At 63.6% G+C, this 18,985-nt stretch carries 15 protein-coding genes and 2 pseudogenes; 9 read left to right on the top strand and 8 right to left on the bottom strand.

All coding sequences use genetic code 11. From position 1 onward, the window contains the following. The 3 genes and pseudogenes from EOD07_RS38070 to EOD07_RS02330 form a co-directional block, all read right to left on the bottom strand. Positions 1 to 211 (bottom strand): annotated as a pseudogene (locus tag EOD07_RS38070) (hypothetical protein); the annotation flags it as partial. Next, entirely contained in the window at positions 208 to 2,136 is a 1,929-nt protein-coding gene (gene nosZ / locus EOD07_RS02335) for a TAT-dependent nitrous-oxide reductase (protein WP_127233792.1), read from the bottom strand. The gene nosZ and the pseudogene EOD07_RS38070, both read right to left, overlap by 4 nt. After that, positions 2,133 to 4,169 (bottom strand): NosR/NirI family protein, encoded by a 2,037-nt coding sequence (locus EOD07_RS02330; RefSeq protein WP_206519411.1) that lies wholly within the window; start codon positions 4,167 to 4,169, stop codon positions 2,133 to 2,135. The genes nosZ and EOD07_RS02330 overlap by 4 nt, the downstream gene beginning before the upstream one ends. Before the next feature lie 103 nt (positions 4,170 to 4,272). Here EOD07_RS02330 and EOD07_RS02325 point away from each other — a divergent pair, with 103 nt between their 5' ends. Further along, positions 4,273 to 5,505 carry a ferritin family protein gene (locus tag EOD07_RS02325; RefSeq protein ID WP_206519410.1) on the top strand — a complete coding sequence of 411 codons (1,233 nt, stop codon included), beginning with the start codon at positions 4,273 to 4,275 and terminating at the stop codon, positions 5,503 to 5,505. A 34-nt stretch (positions 5,506 to 5,539) separates the two neighbouring features. Here the strand turns inward: EOD07_RS02325 and EOD07_RS02320 are convergent, their stop codons facing one another. The 3 genes from EOD07_RS02320 to EOD07_RS02310 form a co-directional block, all read right to left on the bottom strand. Beyond that, positions 5,540 to 5,980, bottom strand: a complete 441-nt coding sequence (locus EOD07_RS02320) for a pseudoazurin (protein ID WP_127233789.1) — start codon at positions 5,978 to 5,980, stop codon at positions 5,540 to 5,542. A 280-nt stretch (positions 5,981 to 6,260) separates the two neighbouring features. Next, positions 6,261 to 6,794, bottom strand: a complete 534-nt coding sequence (locus EOD07_RS02315) for a cytochrome b/b6 domain-containing protein (protein WP_245469777.1) — start codon at positions 6,792 to 6,794, stop codon at positions 6,261 to 6,263. Positions 6,795 to 6,960: 166 nt separating this feature from the next. Next, positions 6,961 to 7,797 carry a universal stress protein gene (locus tag EOD07_RS02310; RefSeq protein ID WP_127233787.1) on the bottom strand — a complete coding sequence of 279 codons (837 nt, stop codon included), beginning with the start codon at positions 7,795 to 7,797 and terminating at the stop codon, positions 6,961 to 6,963. A gap of 167 nt (positions 7,798 to 7,964) precedes the next feature. On the opposite strand from EOD07_RS02310, the gene EOD07_RS02305 reads away from it, so the two are divergent. After that, positions 7,965 to 8,363: a cytochrome c gene (locus tag EOD07_RS02305; RefSeq protein ID WP_073986252.1), complete on the top strand. Its 399-nt coding sequence runs from the start codon at positions 7,965 to 7,967 to the stop codon at positions 8,361 to 8,363. A 98-nt stretch (positions 8,364 to 8,461) separates the two neighbouring features. Then, positions 8,462 to 10,021, top strand: a complete 1,560-nt coding sequence (locus EOD07_RS02300; RefSeq protein ID WP_127233786.1) for a bifunctional aminoglycoside phosphotransferase/ATP-binding protein — start codon at positions 8,462 to 8,464, stop codon at positions 10,019 to 10,021. Between the two features lie 14 nt (positions 10,022 to 10,035). On the opposite strand, the gene EOD07_RS02295 is transcribed toward EOD07_RS02300, so the two are convergent. Then, positions 10,036 to 12,717 (bottom strand): bifunctional acetate--CoA ligase family protein/GNAT family N-acetyltransferase, encoded by a 2,682-nt coding sequence (locus EOD07_RS02295; protein WP_127233785.1) that lies wholly within the window; start codon positions 12,715 to 12,717, stop codon positions 10,036 to 10,038. A gap of 150 nt (positions 12,718 to 12,867) precedes the next feature. On the opposite strand from EOD07_RS02295, the gene EOD07_RS02290 reads away from it, so the two are divergent. The 4 genes from EOD07_RS02290 (at position 12,868) to EOD07_RS02275 (ending at position 16,059) form a co-directional block, all read left to right on the top strand. Continuing rightward, complete coding sequence (locus EOD07_RS02290; RefSeq protein ID WP_127233784.1) at positions 12,868 to 13,254, top strand: DUF302 domain-containing protein; 387 nt, start codon at positions 12,868 to 12,870, stop codon at positions 13,252 to 13,254. An 11-nt stretch (positions 13,255 to 13,265) separates the two neighbouring features. After that, a complete protein-coding gene (locus tag EOD07_RS02285) occupies positions 13,266 to 15,152 on the top strand; it encodes a heavy metal translocating P-type ATPase (protein ID WP_127233794.1) in 1,887 nt (628 codons plus the stop codon). Next, positions 15,139 to 15,585 (top strand): thioredoxin TrxC, encoded by a 447-nt coding sequence (trxC, locus tag EOD07_RS02280; RefSeq protein WP_127233783.1) that lies wholly within the window; start codon positions 15,139 to 15,141, stop codon positions 15,583 to 15,585. Before EOD07_RS02285 ends, trxC begins: the two co-directional genes overlap by 14 nt. Positions 15,586 to 15,672: 87 nt before the next feature. Next, on the top strand, positions 15,673 to 16,059 hold the full coding sequence (locus EOD07_RS02275; protein WP_073986257.1) for a hypothetical protein: 387 nt from the start codon (positions 15,673 to 15,675) through the stop codon (positions 16,057 to 16,059). A gap of 462 nt (positions 16,060 to 16,521) precedes the next feature. Here EOD07_RS02275 and EOD07_RS02265 read toward each other — a convergent pair whose 3' ends face one another. Then, on the bottom strand, positions 16,522 to 17,505 hold the full coding sequence (locus tag EOD07_RS02265; protein WP_127233793.1) for a zinc-dependent alcohol dehydrogenase family protein: 984 nt from the start codon (positions 17,503 to 17,505) through the stop codon (positions 16,522 to 16,524). A 494-nt stretch (positions 17,506 to 17,999) separates the two neighbouring features. Between EOD07_RS02265 and EOD07_RS02260 the strand changes: the two genes are divergently transcribed. Both EOD07_RS02260 and EOD07_RS02255 read left to right on the top strand, forming a co-directional pair. Beyond that, entirely contained in the window at positions 18,000 to 18,644 is a 645-nt protein-coding gene (locus tag EOD07_RS02260; protein WP_127233782.1) for a helix-turn-helix domain-containing protein, read from the top strand. After that, positions 18,641 to 18,985, top strand: a pseudogene (locus tag EOD07_RS02255) (GNAT family N-acetyltransferase); the annotation flags it as partial. The gene EOD07_RS02260 and the pseudogene EOD07_RS02255, both read left to right, overlap by 4 nt.

Genomic DNA, 18,985 nt, shown 5'->3' with positions numbered 1-18,985 from the left:
GAGCGTGGTCGATCCGGATCGGTCCCTGATGCGTGCCGGCGGCCAGCCTCAGCGTATCGCCGGAATGCGACGCGGCGATCGCCTGGCGAAGACCGTCGCCCCCCGCAGGGACGGCGAGCGTTTCCGCCCGCCCCGCCCCCGGGAGGAGGAAGGCGCAGGCGGCGACGAAGGCCGCCGCAACTGCGCTCCTGTTATGCCGGTGCCAGATCATGCCGGCTGCGGCTCCACGATCATGCGCCCGGCCATTTCCATGTGCAGGGCATGGCAGAACCACTGGCAATAGTACCAGTGGACGCCGGGGCGGTCCGCGGTGAAGGTCACGGACGCGGTCTGCTGCGGCCCGATCTCCATCGCGACGCCGTGGCGCACCATGGTGAAGCCGTGGGTCAGGTCCTCGACGTCGTCCATGTTGGTCACGGTGATGGTGACCTCGTCGCCCTGCTTCACCGTGAACTTGTCGAGGCTGTAGGCCGGCGCGACCGAGTGCATGTAGACGCGCACCTTGTTGCCGTCGCGGATGACGTTCGCGGCTTCCTCGAGCTTGACGCCGTCCTTGGCCGCCTGCTGGCGCGCTTCCTCCCACATCGGGTCGTCCCGCTTCCACACGATCACCGGCCTGACCTTCGAGCGATGGACCAGGCAGATGTCGTGCGGTTCCGCGAAGCTCGGCCCGTCGTGGACCAGGCGCATCTCGTCGCCCGAGATATCGATCAGCTGGTCGTTCTCAGGATGCAGCGGCCCCACCGGCAGGAAGCGGTCCTTGGAGAACTTGTTGAGCGACATCAGCCATTTGCCGTCCGCCTCATTGGTCTCGCCCATGGAGGTGTGGTTGTGGCCCGGCTGATAGTGGACGTCGAGCTTCTGGATGATCGGGTCGACCTTGGCGCCGCCGTAGGCCTGGATCGCCTTGTCGAGGTTCCACTTGACGACCTGGCTGTCGAGGAACAGCGTGGTGTAGGCGTTGCCCTTCCCGTCGAAAGCGGTGTGGAGCGGCCCGAGACCCAGCTCGGGCTCGGCGACGACGACGTCGCGTGGCTTGATCTTGTCGTCGAACAGGTCGTCGAAGCGGCGCACGTCGATAAGCGTGACGGTCGGCGAGAGCTTGCCGGCGATCGCGAGATGAATGCCGTCGGGCGCCGTGTTGCAGCCGTGCGGATTGTTGCCGGCCGGCACATAGCGCGTGTAGCGCGAGCCGTGCCGGCCGTCGACCACCGGCACGCCGTTGATCTCCTTGTAGTCGCCCTTCTTGACCGCGTCCTCGATGCGCTTGAGGTTGAAGATCACCACCCAGTCGCGATCCGCGGAGGTCATGTCGGCGAGCGTCACGCCACGCTCCGAATTGTAGCAGGTCGAGAACGCGTACTTGCCCTGGTAGTCGGCGTCGGTGTTGTCGAGATTGCCGTCGACCAGCACCTGCCAGGCGATCTTCATGGTGTCGCCATCGATCGCCGTGAAGACCGACCAGTACTGCTTGGGATCGTCGAGGACCTTGCCGTCGTTCGGGATCGGGATGATGTGCTCGCTGTTGGCGAACACATAACCGGTCCGCGGATATTTCTGCAGGCGCAGCCCATGAATGTCCGATGCGTTCGGAATCTCGATGATCTTGTCGCACTTCATCACATCGCAACGGATACGCGCGACGCGGCAATTGGCCTTGTCGTTGACGAACAGATAGCGCCCGTCATAGGTGCCGTCCGTGAAGGACATATGCGGATGATGCAGGTCGCCATTGGGGTAGACGCCGCCGCGCTTGGCAAGGAACTCCTGCGTGGTCGGCATCAGACCTTCCGTCAGGATCTTCCGGCTCTCGTTGGTGAGCCCCCAGCCTGTGGCGCTGCAGCGGTTGAACACCGGGATACGCATCAGCTCGCGCATCGAAGGCAAGCCGATGACACGCACCTCGCCGCACTGGCCGCTCGAGCTGAAGCCGTAATATTCGTCGAGATCGCCCGGCCGGATCTCGCTGGTCGCCTCCTTGGCATGGGCGGGCCTGGTGAACCCGGCAACGCCAACGGCTCCGCCGCCGGCCGCGCTGGCGAGGCCTGCCAGTATGGCGGCCTTGCCGCTTCCGGTCAGAAGCTTGCGGCGGCTTACTCCAGTCTCAATTTCCACCGACCTGTCATCGTCCTTCATTGGTCGTCTCCTTCTGTTGATGCGGCCTGGCTGGCCGCAAGCTTCCGTTCCACGGATTGTTCGCGACCGTTGACGGTCACCAGGACCCTCGGCTTGCGCTTGGGTTCCGGCACCATCGACGGCGATTGCAGGGCCAGGAACTTCTCGCGCTTGATGCGCTTCTGGATCACCACCGGACAGCGCTGGTCGTCGTGATAGAGCACCTGGCAGTTGAGGCACTGGATGCATTCGTTGGGATTGATCGTCCCTTCCGGATGGATCGCCTGGACGGGACAATCATTGGCGCAGCGCTGGCACGGCGAGCCGCATTCCTTGTAGCGCTTCAGCCAGTCGAACATGCGCATGCGGGCCGGGATGGCCAGCGCGCCGCCAAGCGGGCAGAGGTAGCGGCAGTAGAAGCGTTCGATGAAGAGGCCGGGCGCAAGGCAGCCGACGGCGAACAGCACGAACCACCATTCGCGCGTGAAATGCAGGATGATCGCAGTCTTGAACGGCTCCACCTCGGCCGCTTCCTCGGCGAGGCCGAGCGAGCCGAAGGACAGGCCGAAAAGCGCCAGGAAGATGATGTATTTGAACGGCCACAGGCGCTGATTGAGCCAGAACGGCACGCGGACCTGCGGAATGTGGGCCCAGCGTGCAATCCGGTTCGTCCACTCCTGCAGCGCGCCGAACGGGCAGAGCCAGCCGCAATAGGCGCCGCGCCCCCAAAACAGCAGCGCCGCCGCCACCGCCGACCACAGGATGAAGATAAGCGGATCGCGCAGGAAATAATCCCAGCGAAAATCGCCGCGTAGCGAGTTAAAGAATGTGAGGATGTTCACGACCGACAGCTGCGCGTGCTCGTACCAGCCGAGCCACAGAAGCGTGAAGGCGAGGTAGCTGAGCCGGATGCGCTCATAGGCGCGCGGCCATTTCACGAGAAAATCCTGGAAGAAGAAGATGCCGGTGAGCACGCCGATCGCGACAAGCATGATGGCAATGTCGACCTTCCGCGCCTGCCACATCCGCTGCCAGAGCGGTGGCTCGTTATCCGCCGCTGCCACCGGTTGCGTGGCCGCCGACACCGGCGTAGCCGCCGCCGCCGGCGAAACAGGCGCGGTCAGGAACTTGTCGGGGGTCGAGTAGTCGAGCCCCGTCGTGACGAATGCCTTGTCGAGCGCACCGGTCGCCCGCTGCACGAGGAGTTGGAACCGCCATGGCGCGCCGGGATCGAGGTTCAAGCCGTCGGGCGTGACGAAGACGCCGATCTCGGGAAAGTCCGGCGCGCCTTCGGCGGCCACCGCGCCGAGCCGCCGATAGTTGCGATCGCGGAAGCGTATGCTGCCCTCGTTCTGGATCAGCTCGATGCGATCGAAGATGCCGCCGCGCACGTAGCCCGAGCCGCGAAAGGAATATGGTCCGTCGCCGGCGACGAGGATCGCCTGCTGGCCGGGCTTCAGGTCCTGGCGCAGGCGATCGTATTCGGCATCGCCGAGCAGCGATCGGCCGACCGTCGGCACGCTTGCCAGCGCGACATAGACATCGACGAAGGAGGCGTTCGGGTCCCCCTGCTGCGGGCGGGCGATCGCCGCCGCATTGCCCGTCCGCTGGAACAGGTCGTCGAGCTCCTTGTTGGTGATCGCAAGCCTGCGGACCGATCCGTCGCCGAGCAAGTCTTGCCAGGTTTCGACGGCGCTTCTGGTCTGATCGATCGCGCGGTGGGCCGGCTGGGAAGCGACATTCACGGCACCCGCGCTCAGGCCGCGCGACCGCGCGATCTTGACCGCCGACTGCGTCATGCTGTCGGCGATGACCATCATGGTGACCGTCGCGCCGCTGACGATGTCGACCGGCATGCGGTTCTCCTCGCTCGGATCGAGAACGCGCCTTCCGACGAAGCCGTCGATATAATGCTCGATCTTGGCTTGGGGGATGCCGACCAGAACGATCGGCTCGTGATGCTCGACAAGCTTCGCGCCGGTGATCTTGCCGTCGAGATCGATGCCGACAACGATGTTGATCGGTTTGCCGGAATAGCCGGTCGAATCGACCACGTCGTTCGTGAGGAAGGCGTAGCCGACGGGCTGACCGCCCTTGAGCAGCTTCGCCGCGGGCGGATTGCCCTCGACCTCGCCGAAGCTATCGGCGGCCGGATCTATGTCGGCTGCCTTTATCCCGCTCAGGAATTCGCCGAGCCGCCCGGACGCATTGGCCTCGGCCTGTGGGCATAAGAGGACAAACAGGAGGAGGAAAGTAGCCAGGAAACCCAGGCTCGCCGATCTCCATCCCAATCCGAAATCTGGTTTCATTTTCCACGGCCGGCTGTCTGCAGCAAAAGCCCGATCGCTTGTTGATCGGACGCGCGCCATCAATAGACGATCGCGCCAGCGGCTCTTTGATTTAAGACAAACTCAAGCGGCACCAGCCGGTGTCACATTGGCATTCATTGATCGAGGAGGCGCTCCCATGAAGCGGCTGAGTGAAGAACCCAATGTGCAATTGCGCGATGTTCCGCAGCTTCTTGGCCTGGCGACGGCCATGGAGGAAACCACGGCGCAGCGATACCAAAGGCTCGCCGCCCGTATGGAAAGGCTGAACGAGCGAGGGGTTGCCGGAACGTTCAGCGCGCTTGTCGAGGAGCAGCGCGACCATGTCGAGGAAATCGCGCGCCGCTCCATTGAGTCGACGGGCGCGCCACCGCCGGCGCTGGCCGATCCGCGCGGACTGCCTTCCGAAATCGCCCGATCGTGGGACGAAGCGGAGGCCAGCGCGCTGCTCACCCCTTACCGGGCCCTCGGCGTTGCGGTGGACAATGAAATGCTGGCTTTCGCCTTCTATTCCTATGCCGCGGCGCAAAGCAACGATGCGAGCGTCCGGGCGACGGCGGAGTGGCTTGCCGCAAAGGCGCTCGATCACGCGGCGTTGCTGCGCGAGGAGCGGCGTCGCGCCTATCGGCGCGAAGGCGCCGGGCGCGCCCACGATGAAAGGCCAACGCTGGATGCCTCGTCACTGCCGGAGTTCGTGCGACAGAGCCGGCGCCTGGAGTCGCGTGCCGCGGTCTTCCACCGGCGGATTGCTTCACGGCTTGCCGTCTTGGGTGAAGCTGCGGCGTCGAGGACGATCGCCGAGGTTGCCGAGCGGGAGAGCGCGGGCGGACCTGAAGCCACCGACGGAGCCGTCGAGGCAGGGAGTGCGGAGCTTGCGCAAGCCGCCAAGCCCTTGCCGCTTCTGCGCGCCGCGCTCGCCGAGGCCGAACGGCTGCACCAGGCCTATCTCGATCTCGCCGACCGCACGCGCGACGAGCAAGTGTTGGCCGCCGCCCAACAGGCGGCGGATCGAGCCATGCAAAGCCTCGCGGCCATAGCGGCGCGATTGCAGGCGTTTGGCTGATGCAGCGAGCCTCGGCGCGGGGTGCGGGTGGGCGCTATTGGCCGATCTGTTTGAACAGCTCCTCGAAAGCCTTCTTGGCCTTGCCGGGCTGGTTGACCGACTCGGCCGCCTTCAGATTGCTGCTCGGGTCGCCGACGACGACAAGCGCGACCATGCCCATGCCGTAATGGGGATTGCACTTGATGCCGTAAACGCCGGGCTTGGTGAATGTGACCGAGACATCCTTGTTCATCTCGCCCTTGAACGGCTGGGCGCCGTCCGGCAGCATACCGGGAATGGATTCGACATCGTGGCCCTTGTCCTTGGCGACGAAATGAACGGTGTCGCCCGGCGCTACCTTGAGAAAGGACGGATCGAGCTGAAACATGCCGTGCTTGCCCATGTTCAGCATATTGACTTCAACCTCGGCTGCATGAGCACCGGCCGCAATCAGAGTGGCTGCCGCAACCGACAGCGCAAGTTTAATCGAGCGCATTTTCTTCCGTGTCCTTGTTTTCCTGGGATGCGATCGCTGAAGATCGATCCATATCGTCATTAGACGAAGCCCGCCGCCGGACGTTGCGCTAGATCAAATTCGCAGCCGGTTGCCGCTGAAATGCGCGGACTTTGTCCGACACTCCGTCCACTGCAGCCGAGCGTCGCCGGTCCACGCTTTCGAAGCATCGGGGAGAGCACCTGCACATGTGGTCCCCTCATCCCCGGTCCGCAGGGTCGACATGACCAAGGCTGACATATTCAATCAGCGCCCGAAGCCATCAGCCGTCTTGGGTCAAATCGGACGATGCCAATGGGTTCATGCGTTCGAGCGTCCGGTCTTTCAGAACGAACTGATGCCAGAGCGCGATCAGCGCGTGCAGGCCGGCCAGCCAAAGGATCAGTGTTCCGCCAGTCTCGTGCAAATCGGCAATCTCTCCTGGCGCGCCCTGCACTGACCCCGTCAGGTTCGGCAGATCGATACCAAGAAAGGAGACCGGCACGCCCAGCCGTGAGGCGGCATACCAGCCGCTCAACGGCAGCGCGATGAGGAAGGCGTAAAGAACGGTATGTCCGGCGCGCGCCGCGAGATCGAGCCATCGGCTTTGTGGATCTTCGATTCGAGGCGCGGCGCCAAGCCATCGGGCAAGCAGACGGGGAACAACCAGCAGCAACACAACGAGCCCCACTGTAAAATGAACGTAGGAGGGATCGGTCCGCGCGGAACGACCGCCCACAGCCGTGAACCACGCGACGACCACAAGCACCGCGGTCAGCCAATGAATTGCGATCGTGATCTGCGAATAGCGATGCATCAGGGTTGCCTTCACGTCCTTTCGCGCTCTCACAATCGCTCAAGCGCCGGTATGTTTCAGATATCGCCGCTGTCGCGGCCTCGAAACAATATAGAAAATAGAAAATAGAGGCGGCCCGGGCAGGCGGAGCATATGGGTTCAGTCTTGCCTGTCGCCGATGCACCCTTCAACGAGCCATGAGGATCGGCAGTCCCGGTTCCTCGATCAGGGATTTGGTCACGCCGCCGAAAATCCGCTCGCGCAGCCGGGAATGACCGTAAGCACCCATGATCATGAGCTGGGCGCCGGTGTCGATCGCATGCTGGCGAAGAACCCCGGCGATCGAGTGATTTGAGCTCGGCAGGCGGTCTACCGTTACCTTTACCTCATGGCGGGAGAGATAGGCCGCCACGTCCCCTCCGGGTTCCGCGCCGTGATGTCGTTCGTCCTCGATCGGGTCGACCATGACGACCCGCACCTCATCGGCCGCTGAGAGGATGTCGAGCGACTCCCGCACGGCGCGCGACGCTTCCAGGCTGGCGTCCCACGCGACAAGGACGCGTTTTGGCTTCAACGTCACGGGCGCTGCCTCGGGGACCAGCAGGATCGGCCTCCCGGACGAGAACAGTCCGCCTGCAATGACCTTCTGCTTGAGCAAGTGGGTTGCGAGCATTTCTGGCCCGACAACGGTCAGGTCGGCGTAACGGGCACGCCGACCGATGACTTCATCGGCCCAGGACTGCTCCGGATAGTCGCTGCTGAGGTCAGCCGATACACGGCTTTCCGACAGCATTTTGGATACCGCCGAGCTGCGCCGCTCCAAGTCTTCCATTTCGGCTTCACGTTCGGCGAGCCAGGCCGGCGAGACGACGGCGGCGTATTCTCCGCCCGAAGGAGGCGCGGCCATGACCACGACAAGCACGGACAGATGCGCATCGATTTCCTCGCACAGACCGGCGGCGAGCCTGAGATCACCGTCTCCGTGATCGGGCCCTGTAACCGTGAGCAATGTCTTGAATGGCATGGCGGCCGCTCCTTGTTCGAGAAGGTTCACACAGAATGCAGCCGTAGCGAGCCGGTTGGAATCCTTCCTTGCGCTGAATCAAATCGCTCCCTTCGCAAGATTGATCCCGGTCAACGTACGCGCGCGCCGCACGCTCTAACGTGACATTGAAGCCTGGAGGCGGATCAATGCGGTTCTGGACGATGACGGGTCTTTTGGCGCTGACGCTGAGCGCCGCGGCGGCACAGGAGATGAGCAATGGACAGCAGGAATATCTGAATTCCTGCGCGGTCTGTCACGGCGTGGACGGCAGGGGCGACGGACCGATGGCCGACGTATTGCGCAAGCGCCCTGCGAATTTGACCACGCTCACGAGGCGCAATGGCGGGGAGTTTCCGTACTGGCGGGTCTACGCGACGATCGACGGCCGCGGCCTTGTTCCCGAGCATGGCGAGCGTGACATGCCGGTCTGGGGCAATCAGTTCCTGCCCGATGACGTGAAAAAATACGGTCCCTATGGCGGGGAAGCCGTAACCACGGAACGCATTCAAAACCTCGCCGGTTATGTCCAGACGCTCCAGCGCTAAAGCATGTCTCCCGAAAGTGGGAACCGGTTTTAGGGAGGCTCATCGGGCTTCGCCCGGCAAGAGCGAGGAATGAGGCAATCACAGTCAAGGACGCACTTATGATCACCGAGAACCAGGATATCGTGGTCGACATGCTGAAAGACGCTGCCACCTATGGTGAGGCTGGTCCCGTCGAGACGATCGAAACCCACATTTCCCGGATATTCCTCGTCGGCCGGCGCGCATTCAAGATGAAGCGGGCGGTCAAGCTGCCCTATGTCGATTTTTCGACGCCGCAGTTGCGGGTCGCCGCATGCGAAAAGGAAGTGGAATTGAACTCCAGAACGGCGCCCGGCCTCTATCTCGATGTCCACCGTATCACGCGCGCAGGAGGCAGGCTTGCCTTTGATGGGTCGGGCGAACTGGTCGACGCCGTCATCGAGATGGTTCGCTTCGACCAGTCGAAGCTTCTCGATCGCATGGCCGCCGCGGGGACGCTGACACCCGCGCTGATGACAGGCGTGGCGCGCATGGTCGCGCAATATCACCGCAACGCCGAGGTGATCCATGCCGGTCGCGGGTCGGCGAACATCGGCGGCGTGCTTGAAATCAATGCGGCTGGATTTGCGACGAGCCACGTGTTCGACGCAGGGGAGATCGAAGCGCTCGATGCGGCGTTTCGCAATGCCCTCGCCCGCCATGCCGGCCTTCTTGACCGGCGCGAGGCGGCAGGCAAGGTCCGCCGCTGCCATGGCGACCTGCATCTGCGCAACATCTGCGTCTTCGACGGCGAGCCTCGCCTGTTCGACTGCATCGAGTTCAACGACCGGATCGCCACGGTCGACGTCCTCTACGACCTCGCATTCCTGCTGATGGATTTGTGGCATCGCGGCTTCCCGCAATTCGCCAATCTGGTGATGAATCGCTATCTCGACGACGCCGATGACGAGGACGGCTTCATTCTCCTGCCCTTTTTGATGGCGGTGCGGGCAGCGGTGCGCGCTCACGTGACCGCGACGCAGGTCGAGGAGGGCAGCCAGGACTCCACAAAACTGATAGCTGAGGCGAGATCCTATTTCGAGCTTGCGCTGACCCTGCTTGCCGAAACGCCGCCCCGGCTTGTCGCGATCGGCGGTTTGAGCGGCTCGGGCAAGACGACGGTCGCCGAAGCGCTCGCCGCTCAAATCGGTGCGCCACCCGGCGCCCGGATCGTTGAAAGCGACCGCATCCGCAAGGCCATGCATGGCGTGCCTGCCGAGACCAGGCTGCCGGACAAGGCTTACCGGCCCGGCGTATCGGAACGCGTTTACCGCCAGATCGCCTGGCGCGCGGAATTGATCCTTGCCGAAGGCGGTTCCGTCGTCGCCGACGCTGTCTTCGACAAGCCGGAGGACCGCGACAGGATCGAACGCGCCGCGAGCAAGACAGATACCCCATTCGCGGGATTTTGGCTGGCGGCCGATCCTTCGGTGCTTTGCCGTCGGGTCAGCGAGCGCAAGGGCGGTCCCTCGGATGCCACCATCGACATTCTGTCGCGGCAATTGCAGCGCGATCCCGGTCCATTGACCTGGCGCGAGATCGATGCCGACCGCAGGGTAACCGAAATCACTGCCGAGATGGCAGCCTTGGTCGAGGGCACTGCTTCATCCGCAATCAGCCTGAGGAAGACGGGAACATAGAGCCGACCGGCGCTTCAGCTGACCTCCAGGGTGGCCATGGACAGGCCCGGCTCGCTGGGATGATGCGCCAGCGAGAAGCCGAACTCCCGGCACATCGTGAGCATCTTGCGATTTTCGTTGAGGATCATGCCCTCGATGCGGCTGATGCGTTCAGCCCTTGCATAGTCGATGACCTGGTTCAGCAGCTCCCATCCCAGGCCATGGCCCTGCAGGTCCGATCGCACCAGCAGCGCATATTCGCCGCTCCTGTGATCCGGATCGCAGGAAAGCCGGCCGATTCCGGCCAACGCTCCCGTGTCCTTTTCAAGCGCGACGAAGGCGATGTCGCGATCGTAGTCGAGTTGCGTGAGCCGCTTCAGCATCTGGTCCGGAAAGTTCTTGCGCAGTGACAGGAACCGCAGTCGGAGGTCGTCGGGGGAAATCCTTGCCAGGAACGCGGGATAAAGCGCTACGTCCACCGGCATGATTGGCCGGATGTGAAAAGTCATGCCGTCCAGCCGAAGATCGCGGCTCCATCCTGACGGATAGGGCCTTATGGCAAGGGCCGGGTTCGGCGCGGGTTCATCCACCCGGCGCGGGTCGATTTCGATGCGGGCATCGAGCGCAATCACGCCCTCGGCATCGGCCAGCAGCGGGTTGATGTCGAGGGAGACCAGGCAGGGAAAGTCGACGATCATTTGCGACAACCCATTCAGCGCGGCGATGATTGCGGCTCGATCGGCAGGCTTGCGGTCGCGATAGCCGGCAAGCAGGCGGCCTATCCTGGTCGAGTCGATCGCGTCTGCGGCCAGCACGTCGTCAAGCGGCGGCAGGGCGATCGCGGTGTCATTCACAACCTCGACCGCTGTTCCGCCCGCCCCGAACAGAATGACCGGGCCGAACATCGGGTCCACGCTCATGCCCAGAATGAGCTCCTGCGCATGCTTGCGCACGACCATGGCTTGCACGGTGTAGCCGTCCGGCCTCGACCCCGCCGCCTGCGCGCGCAAGCGTGTCTCGATCGACCGCGCGGCCTCCGCGGCCTTCTCGGCGGTGGCAATGTCGAGCACCACGCCGCCGACATCCGACTTGTGCGAAACCACCTTCGACAGCAATTTGACGACCACTCTTTCCGAGCTTTCGAGAAGCTCACCGGCTGCCCGCGCCACGTCCGCGACGGAGCCGGCGACAATGGTTCTCGGCACGGCGATGCCGTAGGCGGCGATCGCCGCTTTTGCTTCCGGCTCCGTCAGCATGCGCCGTCCTTCGCTTGCCACGTGCCGGAAGATGGCATGCGCCGACGCCCTGCCATCGGCCTGGTCTTCACCCTGGCTTGAGGGAGTCCGCAGGAGCGCCCGTTGGGCACGCGACCATTCGCTGAGATACGACGCCGCGATCGCCGCATCCTCCGGCGTTTCGAAACTGGCGATACCGGCTTGCGTCAGGATCTGCCGGCCCTCGCGAGCCGTGTGCTCGCCGAGCCAGCACGCAAGGAGCGGTTTTCCTCCGAGCTCGCCCTCGTCGCCAAGCTCGGCCACCTTCCTTGCCGCGTTTGCCGAAGAACCAAGCCCGGTGGGACAGTTCATCACCAGGATGACGTCCGTCCCCGGATCCGCCGCCAAGGCATCGAGCGCCGCCCCGTAGCGCTCCGGCGCCGCGTCCCCGACGATGTCGATCGGGTTCGCATGCGACCAGGTCGGCGGCAGCACATGGTCGAGCTGCACGATCGTCGACGGCGCAAGCTCGGCCAACTCGCCTCCACGATCGACGAGCTTGTCGACGGCAAGAACCCCGGCGCCGCCGCCATTGGTGACGATACCGACCCGCGCCCGCTGGAGTGGAGCGTGGCGCGCGACCGTCTCGGCCGCATCGAGCAGCTCGGCCAGATCGTCCACGCGCAGCACCCCTGCCCTGCGCAAGGCGGCGTCCACCACCCTGTCTGCGCCCGAAAGCGCCCCCGTGTGGGTCGCGGCCGCCCTGGCCGCCTGCTCGTGCCGGCCAGGTTTGATTGCGATGATCGGCTTGAGGCGCGCCGCCGCCCGCGCGGCCGACATGAACTTGCGCGGATTGGGTATGGTTTCGAGATACATCACGATGGCCCGCGTGTGGAAATCGCCCGCCAGCATGTCGAGGCAGTCGCCGATGTCGACGTCCGCCATGTCGCCAAGCGAGATGATCCGGGAAAAGCCGACATCGTTCGCGGCCGCCCAGTCGATCAGCGATGTGGCGATCGCGCCGGACTGCGAGATCAGCGCGATGTTCCCGGGTCGAGCCGCCATGTGGGCAAAACTTGCGTTGAGCTTCGCCGGGGGAACCATCAACCCAACTGTGTTCGGCCCGATAATGCGCATGAGCGAGGGATTGGCGGCATCCAGCATTGCCTGGCGCAGACCGTTCCCATGATTGAGCCCCGCCGTGATGACGACAGCGGCACGTGTTCCCTTCTCAGCCAACTCGCGCACGATACCGGGGACAGTGTCGGGGGGAGTAACGATCACGGCCAGATCGGGAATGCCCGGCAGGTCGGCAACCCTGCCATAGCAGCGGTAGCCGGCCACCTGCGAGTGTTTGGGATTAACCGGCCAGATCTCTCCCTCGAAACCGCCGACGACGATGTTGTCGAATACAACGCGACCGACCGAGCCGGTGCGCTCGGTCGCGCCGACGACAGCGACGGATTTCGGTGAGACCGCGTATTCAAGATTTCGGATCGTCATCCCGGAAGACTCCTTGTCGCCACAATCACCGAAGGCGTGCCCAGCATTCATTGCGCTGGATCAAAGCGTCACCGGTTCCCTTGCGGCTAACTGAAAACGACGTAAGCAAGCTACTCTGCTGGCGGAAGTCGTCCGTCGAAGGAGAATCCGATGAGTTATTATTTCAGCAAAAGCCTCGACATGCCGTTCGCCGCGGCGATCGAACATGTCACCAAAGGGCTTGCCGGCAAGGGCTTCGGCATCCTGACCAGGATCGATGTCCAGCATACGATGAAGGTCAAGCTGGGCGTCGACTTCAAGCCCTACATGATCCTCGGCGCCTGCAATCCGCATTTTGCATGGCGCGCGCTGCAGGCCGAGGACAAGATTGGCGTGATGCTGCCCTGCAACGTGATTGTGACCGAGATCTCGCCAGGCAAAGTCGACATTGCCGCTGTCGATCCGGTTGCGGCGATGGGGGCGGTCGAAAATCCGGCACTTGCCGCAATAGCAAACGATGTCCGGTTGTTGCTGCAGGAATTGATCAGCGAACTTTGACGGCCGACGCCATGGACGAGTCCGCACTGCGGCGCTTGCTGCTGACCATCGCCATAGCGGGTCTGGCACTTGGGCTTGAAGTCTGGCGGAGCGGTCTTGGTTCCCCCTCGCCCGACACAATCTGGACCGCGGCAACCCTGCCCGTCGTCGTCACACTCGCCATCTCCATCTTGCGGGACTTCTGGATCGGCCGGATCGGCGTCGACGCGATCGCGCTGGTTTCGATGTCGGCGGCGCTGCTGCTGGGGCAGGCCCTGGCGGCGGTGGTTGTCGCCATCATGTATGCCGGTGGCACGGTGCTGGAAGACTTTGCGCGCGGCAGGGCGGAACGCAATCTCAAAGCGCTGACCGACAGGGCGCCGCGCGTGGCGCATCGTAAATCCGCACATGGCACCGAGACGGTTCCGATCGAGCAAGTAGCGGTCGACGATGAAATTCTGGTGCGCGCCGGCGAATTGCTGCCGGTCGACGGGATCCTGATCGACGCTTCGGCCGTGCTGGATGAATCGGCCGTCACCGGCGAGCCCCTGCCGGAGCGCCGCGGCACCGGCGACGCATTGCGCAGCGGCACGGTCAACGCCGGCGAGGCCTTTGTCATGCGGGCCTCGGCTGTCGCCGACGACAGCACCTATGCCGCGATCGTGCGCATGGTCGCTGCCGCGCAAACCGCCAAGGCGCCGTTCATACGCATCGCCGATCGCTTCGCGCTGCTGCTCCTTCCGGTCACGCTGCTGCTCGCCGGCATCGCCTGGCGGCTTTCGGGTGACCCGATCCGCGGCCTCGCGGTTCTGGTGGTTGCTACGCCCTGTCCGCTTATCCTCGCGGCGCCCGTCGCATTCATCGGAGGCGTGTCGCGCGCCGCCCACGCCGGCATTCTTATGAAAGGCAGCGCGGCGCTGGAGGCGCTCGCCCAGATTCGCACCGCAATCTTCGACAAGACCGGGACCTTGACCCTCGGCGGCGCCGAACTGATCGAGATCGACGTCGCTCCGGGCCGGCAAGCCGATGAGTTGCTGCGGCTGCTGGCCTCGCTCGAACAGGCTTCGCATCATGTTCTTGCGGATTCGATTGTCCGCATCGCCCGCCATAGAACGCTGGTGCTTTCCCAGCCTCGTAATGTCCGCGAGCATCGTGGAGAAGGTCTCAACGGTCTGGTCGATTGCATGTCGGTCGCGGCCGGATCCAGGCAGCTCGTTCTTGGGAACGAGCCACTGCCCAAATGGGCGGAAAGTGGAGAGAGTCGGTATCGTGACGCACAGGTGCTCAGGGTGTTTCTGGCTATCGATGGCCGCCTGGCAGGTATTTTCACATTCGGAGACGCCATACGCGAGGATGCTGTCGGCACAGTTCGCGCTCTGCGTTCGGCCGGCGTCACCCGGATAGTCATGCTGACCGGCGACGACGGCACGGCCGCCGAAAAAGTTTCCGCTTCGCTCAAACTCGACGCCGTGTTTGCCGATGCCACGCCGGCGGACAAGGTCGAAACGGTCGAGGCCGAGAAGGCGACGGCGCCGACGATGATGGTCGGCGACGGCATCAACGATGCTCCCGCGCTCGCCGCGGCGACCGTTGGCATCGCGTTGGGAGCGCGGGGCGGGACGGCTTCATCGGAAGCCGCCGATGTTGTCGTGCTGACCGACAGCCTGCAGCCGGTTGCGGAAGCCCTGCGGATCGCCAGGCGCACGCGCGGGATCGCCCTGCAGAGCATCATCGTCGGACTGGCGCTGTCGGGCGCCGCGATGATCGCGGCCGCCATGGGCCATATAATGCCGGTGGCGGGAGCATTGCTTCAGGAGGGAGTGGATGTCGCCGTCATCCTCAATGCGCTGCGTGCGCTTGGCGAGGGGCGTCTGGAGCAATCGGAACGAGGAGAACTGAAGGGTCATGACGCAGGATAATCTGGTGGTTTGCACCAAATGCGGCGTGGTCAATCGCCTGCCGCTCGGCCGCAACCGTGCCGACGCCAAATGCGGAAAGTGCGGCGCCCTGCTGTTTTCAGGGCTCCCGCAGGACATCGACGCGGCGAACTTCGATCGTCAGATCGGGCGCGGCAGTCTGCCTGTCCTCGTCGATGTCTGGGCTCCATGGTGCGGCCCCTGCAAGATGATGGCGCCGGCCTATGAAGCCGCCGCCAAGGCGCTTGAGCCTCACATTCGGCTGGTCAAGCTTAATTCCGACAAGGAACAGGCCATCGCGGCGAGGCTGGGCATTCGCGGCATCCCCACCATGATCCTTTTTCACCACCGGCATGAAATCGCCCGTATCTCGGGCGCGATGAGCACCGGCCAGATCGTCAATTGGGTCCGCAATCACGTTCCGGCCGGCAGTTGAGCTCCAACCAGCAACCGATGCCTCGTTTGATCCCGATCAAGGTGGCGCCCAGGCGCCGCGATAGGAATTGCCTGAAAGGAGAATGCCATGACCACTTTGCTGGATATCACCCCGAACTTCAGGACCATTCGCCTGCTTCTGGCTCGCGAAAAGGGCCATCCGGAGGGTGACCGCGAGGAAGGCTACGACGTGCTGGCTCCCCTCACCGATGAGGGACGGCTGAATGCGGAAGAATGGAAATCGCACAAGGGCTTCTGTCGTGTCCGTCGCTTCCGCGCCGGCGAAGACGACCTCATCGGCCGCTTGCGCCGCAAACCTGGCGGGCAATGGTATTTTGACTATGCCGAGGGTGACCGTGACGACGAGATCGGCTTCCATCTCGGCGAGGAACGCTTTGTGACTGGAGAGTACGTCTCGATCACTCGCAATGGAGCCATGCACACTTACCAGGTCGCCCGCGTGGAACGGCCCTAGAGCGGTCCACCGTTTCACGGAAACGCTAAACCGCTCTATCTCTTTGTTCTAGCCGCATTTGTGCGACGCCAAGCGATTCCGCTTGGCTGCAAAATGCTCTCGCAGCCCTTCGGTTGGTCGGGGCCGAGGGGTGCCCCGCCGTATCCTCATTGTCATCGGCCACCCGATCCCTCTCCGGAGCGGCTCTGCCGGGCGCCGGCTTCCGCATACGCCGAAAGCGCGGAACGCGCTGGCCACGTCGTGCGCAAGATCGATCTGGCCTTGCTGGACATTCCGCTCCTTCGCACGCTGCAGGAGCTCGAGCATGCTGGCCCAAGTGGATGCAACGGCTGGACGAGCGCGCGGTCTAGAGCATGATCCCGAAAAGTGGAACCGGTTTTCGGAAAAGATCATGCTCCAGCAAAGAGTTAGAGCAGGATGACGATTCAACGAAACGTCATCCTGCTCTAGTCTGCCGGACCGTCATGGCCGCAGGACGGCGGCGCCGCTCAGCCTGCCCATCCGCAAATCGTCCAGCGCCTGGTTGGCCTGCTCAAGCGGATAGACCTTTGTGTGCGTACGCACCTGAGCGCGCTGCGCTATCGGAAAGAATTCCTCCGCGTCACGGCGAGTAAGATTGGCCACTGAAACCAACTCTCTTTCTTCCCAGAGAAGCCGGTAGGGCATCGACGGGATGTCGCTCATATGGATACCGCCGCAAACCACGCGGCCACCTTTGCGTACCGCCCGCAACGCCACTGGCACCAGTTCGCCGACCGGTGCGAAAATGATCGCGGCGTCGAGCTCGGCAGGAGGCAATTCGTCGGACGTCCCTGCCCAGACAACTCCCAAGGAACGCGCGAATTCCTGCGCCTGAAGGTCACCGGATCGCGTGAAGGCGAAGATCTCACGTCCCTGCCAGATCGCGACCTGCGTGATGATATGCGCGGCGGCGCCGAAGCCGTAGATGCCCAGGCGCCTGCCGTCGCCGGCCTTCTTGAGGCAGCGCCAGCCGATCAGCCCCGCGCACAGGAGCGGCGCCAGCGACACCGGATCCGCGGCGGCATCGAGCCCGAACGCGAAATGCTCGTCGGCAACCACATGGCTCGCGAAGCCGCCGTCGCGCGTGTAGCCGGTGAAGAGCGGCTGGTCGCAGAGGTTCTCCGTGCCGGAGGCGCAATAGGGACAGTGGCCGCATGTGTGTCCGAGCCAGGGGACACCCACCCTCTGCGCAAGCCGGGACCGCGACACGCCCGCTCCGACCAGATCGACGATGCCGACGATTTCATGGCCCGGCACGAGCGGCAGCTTTGGTTGCGGCAGGTCGCCGTCCACGACATGCAGATCGGTGCGGCAGACTGCGCATGCCTCCACCTTGAGCCTGATCTCGCCCGCTCCAGGCAAGGGATCCGGGCGGTCGACGCGGTTCAAAAGCGTACCGGGCTTTTCCAGGACCATTGCCTTCATCACGCTTCCCCGGGTTTCTCGGAAAATCGGCTGGAACAGACCGGCTTCCACTCGGCAACGACAACGGAACGCGCTGGTCCGGCACTCGTTCCTATCGCGAGTGCCTGATCTTGACCGGGTGCGGCCGTGCATGACGGCTGAAACCGTAGTCCGCCGACGCGTCGTTGCGCTTCCCGGCTGAAAGCATTTCGAAATAAAGACCCGATGCGGCAAGATAGGCTAGGCCAAGCATCCCAGCCCAGATTTCGATCATGTCGGAAGTCATGTTCAGGCACCCCAGGTTGAATGATTGGATCGACCGAATGATCGCCGAGCCAATTCATCCTGGCCTTGATCGTGGTCAATTGCACAGAACGAAAGCCTCGCCCGCGAGACCTGCCCGATCTGGCGATTTCGGGACAGCCCTACGTAGTTTCCCCTAGGGAGATAACCGAATTTCGGCATGGCCGGATTTGCGCGATTGCTGTTGTCACAAATTCACTGGGACCACAGCCATGTATGCTCAAGCTTCCGCCAAGATCGAACTGCAGTCCTATCTCTCCCATCAGAGCCCTGCGTCCGTCTTTGAAGGGCAGGCAACGCCGGTCAGTTTCTTCCCGTCAGGGGCCGAAATCTACGCACAGGGCGAAAAGGCGGGTGCCCTCTACCAGGTCGAGTTCGGCGCGGTCCGCATCTACCGCCTGCTTGCCGACGGCCGCAGGCAGATCAGCGCATTCCATCTGGCGGGAGAAACCTTCGGTTTCGAAGCCGACGCCACGCACCACTTCTTCGCCGAAGCGATCAATGCAACCGGCGTCCGGGTCTATCGTGCTCCCTCGGGCACGGACATGTCGCGCCAGCTCCTGCCTCTCGCGCTCAAAGGCCTGACCCGGGCGCAGGAACATCTCCTGGTGCTCGGCCGCCAGAACGCCATCGAGCGCGTCGCGGCATTCCTCGTCGAAATGTCGGAGCGCCAGGGCGGGTTGCGGCAGGTGGAACTGCCTATGTCGCGCAACGACATCGGCGACTATCTCGGCCTCACCATCGAAACCGTCTCGCGGGTCTTCACCCGCTTGAAGGAAAAGGGCGTGATCCGCCTGCTCAGCCTGCGCAGCATCGAAATTCTCAAGCGCGAGACACTGCTGGCAATGGGAGAATGAGTCCACTCGGACCATTCGCCCGCCCGTCAATCCTGAAAGGGACGACAATGAAAACCATGCTTACAACCCATACCGGATTTCGCTTCGAAGTGCGTCGTGCACGACCTGACGACGAGCGGATCGTCGCCGAGTTCTTCACCCATGTGACGCCGGAGGATTTGCGCTTCCGCTTCCTCGGAGCCGTGCGGGAAGTGTCACATGAGCGTCTGGTCGCGATGACCCGTTCCGACGATCCGCATATCCATAACTTTCTCGCCTTCTCGACCGACGGAATGCTAATCGCAGTGGCGACCCTCGCCGCCGATCCGGCCGACCGACGCGGAGAGGTCGCCATCTGCATT

It is taken from the genome of Mesorhizobium sp. M2C.T.Ca.TU.002.02.1.1, assembly GCF_003997225.1.
Note: the sequence above shows the minus strand (reverse complement) of the source record. Positions and strands in the feature narration are given on the sequence as shown.

Bases quoted from the DNA above. Each gene is read 5' to 3' on its own strand.
- nosZ (WP_127233792.1), bottom strand. From the start codon at position 2,136: ATGAAGGACGATGACAGGTCGGTGGAAATTGAGACTGGAGTAAGCCGC.
- EOD07_RS02325 (WP_206519410.1), top strand. From the start codon at position 4,273: ATGTCGGCTGCCTTTATCCCGCTCAGGAATTCGCCGAGCCGCCCGGAC.
- EOD07_RS02320 (WP_127233789.1), bottom strand. From the start codon at position 5,980: ATGCGCTCGATTAAACTTGCGCTGTCGGTTGCGGCAGCCACTCTGATT.
- EOD07_RS02315 (WP_245469777.1), bottom strand. From the start codon at position 6,794: ATGCATCGCTATTCGCAGATCACGATCGCAATTCATTGGCTGACCGCG.
- EOD07_RS02310 (WP_127233787.1), bottom strand. From the start codon at position 7,797: ATGCCATTCAAGACATTGCTCACGGTTACAGGGCCCGATCACGGAGAC.
- EOD07_RS02305 (WP_073986252.1), top strand. From the start codon at position 7,965: ATGCGGTTCTGGACGATGACGGGTCTTTTGGCGCTGACGCTGAGCGCC.
- EOD07_RS02300 (WP_127233786.1), top strand. From the start codon at position 8,462: ATGATCACCGAGAACCAGGATATCGTGGTCGACATGCTGAAAGACGCT.
- EOD07_RS02295 (WP_127233785.1), bottom strand. From the start codon at position 12,717: ATGACGATCCGAAATCTTGAATACGCGGTCTCACCGAAATCCGTCGCT.
- EOD07_RS02290 (WP_127233784.1), top strand. From the start codon at position 12,868: ATGAGTTATTATTTCAGCAAAAGCCTCGACATGCCGTTCGCCGCGGCG.
- EOD07_RS02285 (WP_127233794.1), top strand. From the start codon at position 13,266: ATGGACGAGTCCGCACTGCGGCGCTTGCTGCTGACCATCGCCATAGCG.
- trxC (WP_127233783.1), top strand. From the start codon at position 15,139: ATGACGCAGGATAATCTGGTGGTTTGCACCAAATGCGGCGTGGTCAAT.
- EOD07_RS02275 (WP_073986257.1), top strand. From the start codon at position 15,673: ATGACCACTTTGCTGGATATCACCCCGAACTTCAGGACCATTCGCCTG.
- EOD07_RS02265 (WP_127233793.1), bottom strand. From the start codon at position 17,505: ATGAAGGCAATGGTCCTGGAAAAGCCCGGTACGCTTTTGAACCGCGTC.
- EOD07_RS02260 (WP_127233782.1), top strand. From the start codon at position 18,000: ATGTATGCTCAAGCTTCCGCCAAGATCGAACTGCAGTCCTATCTCTCC.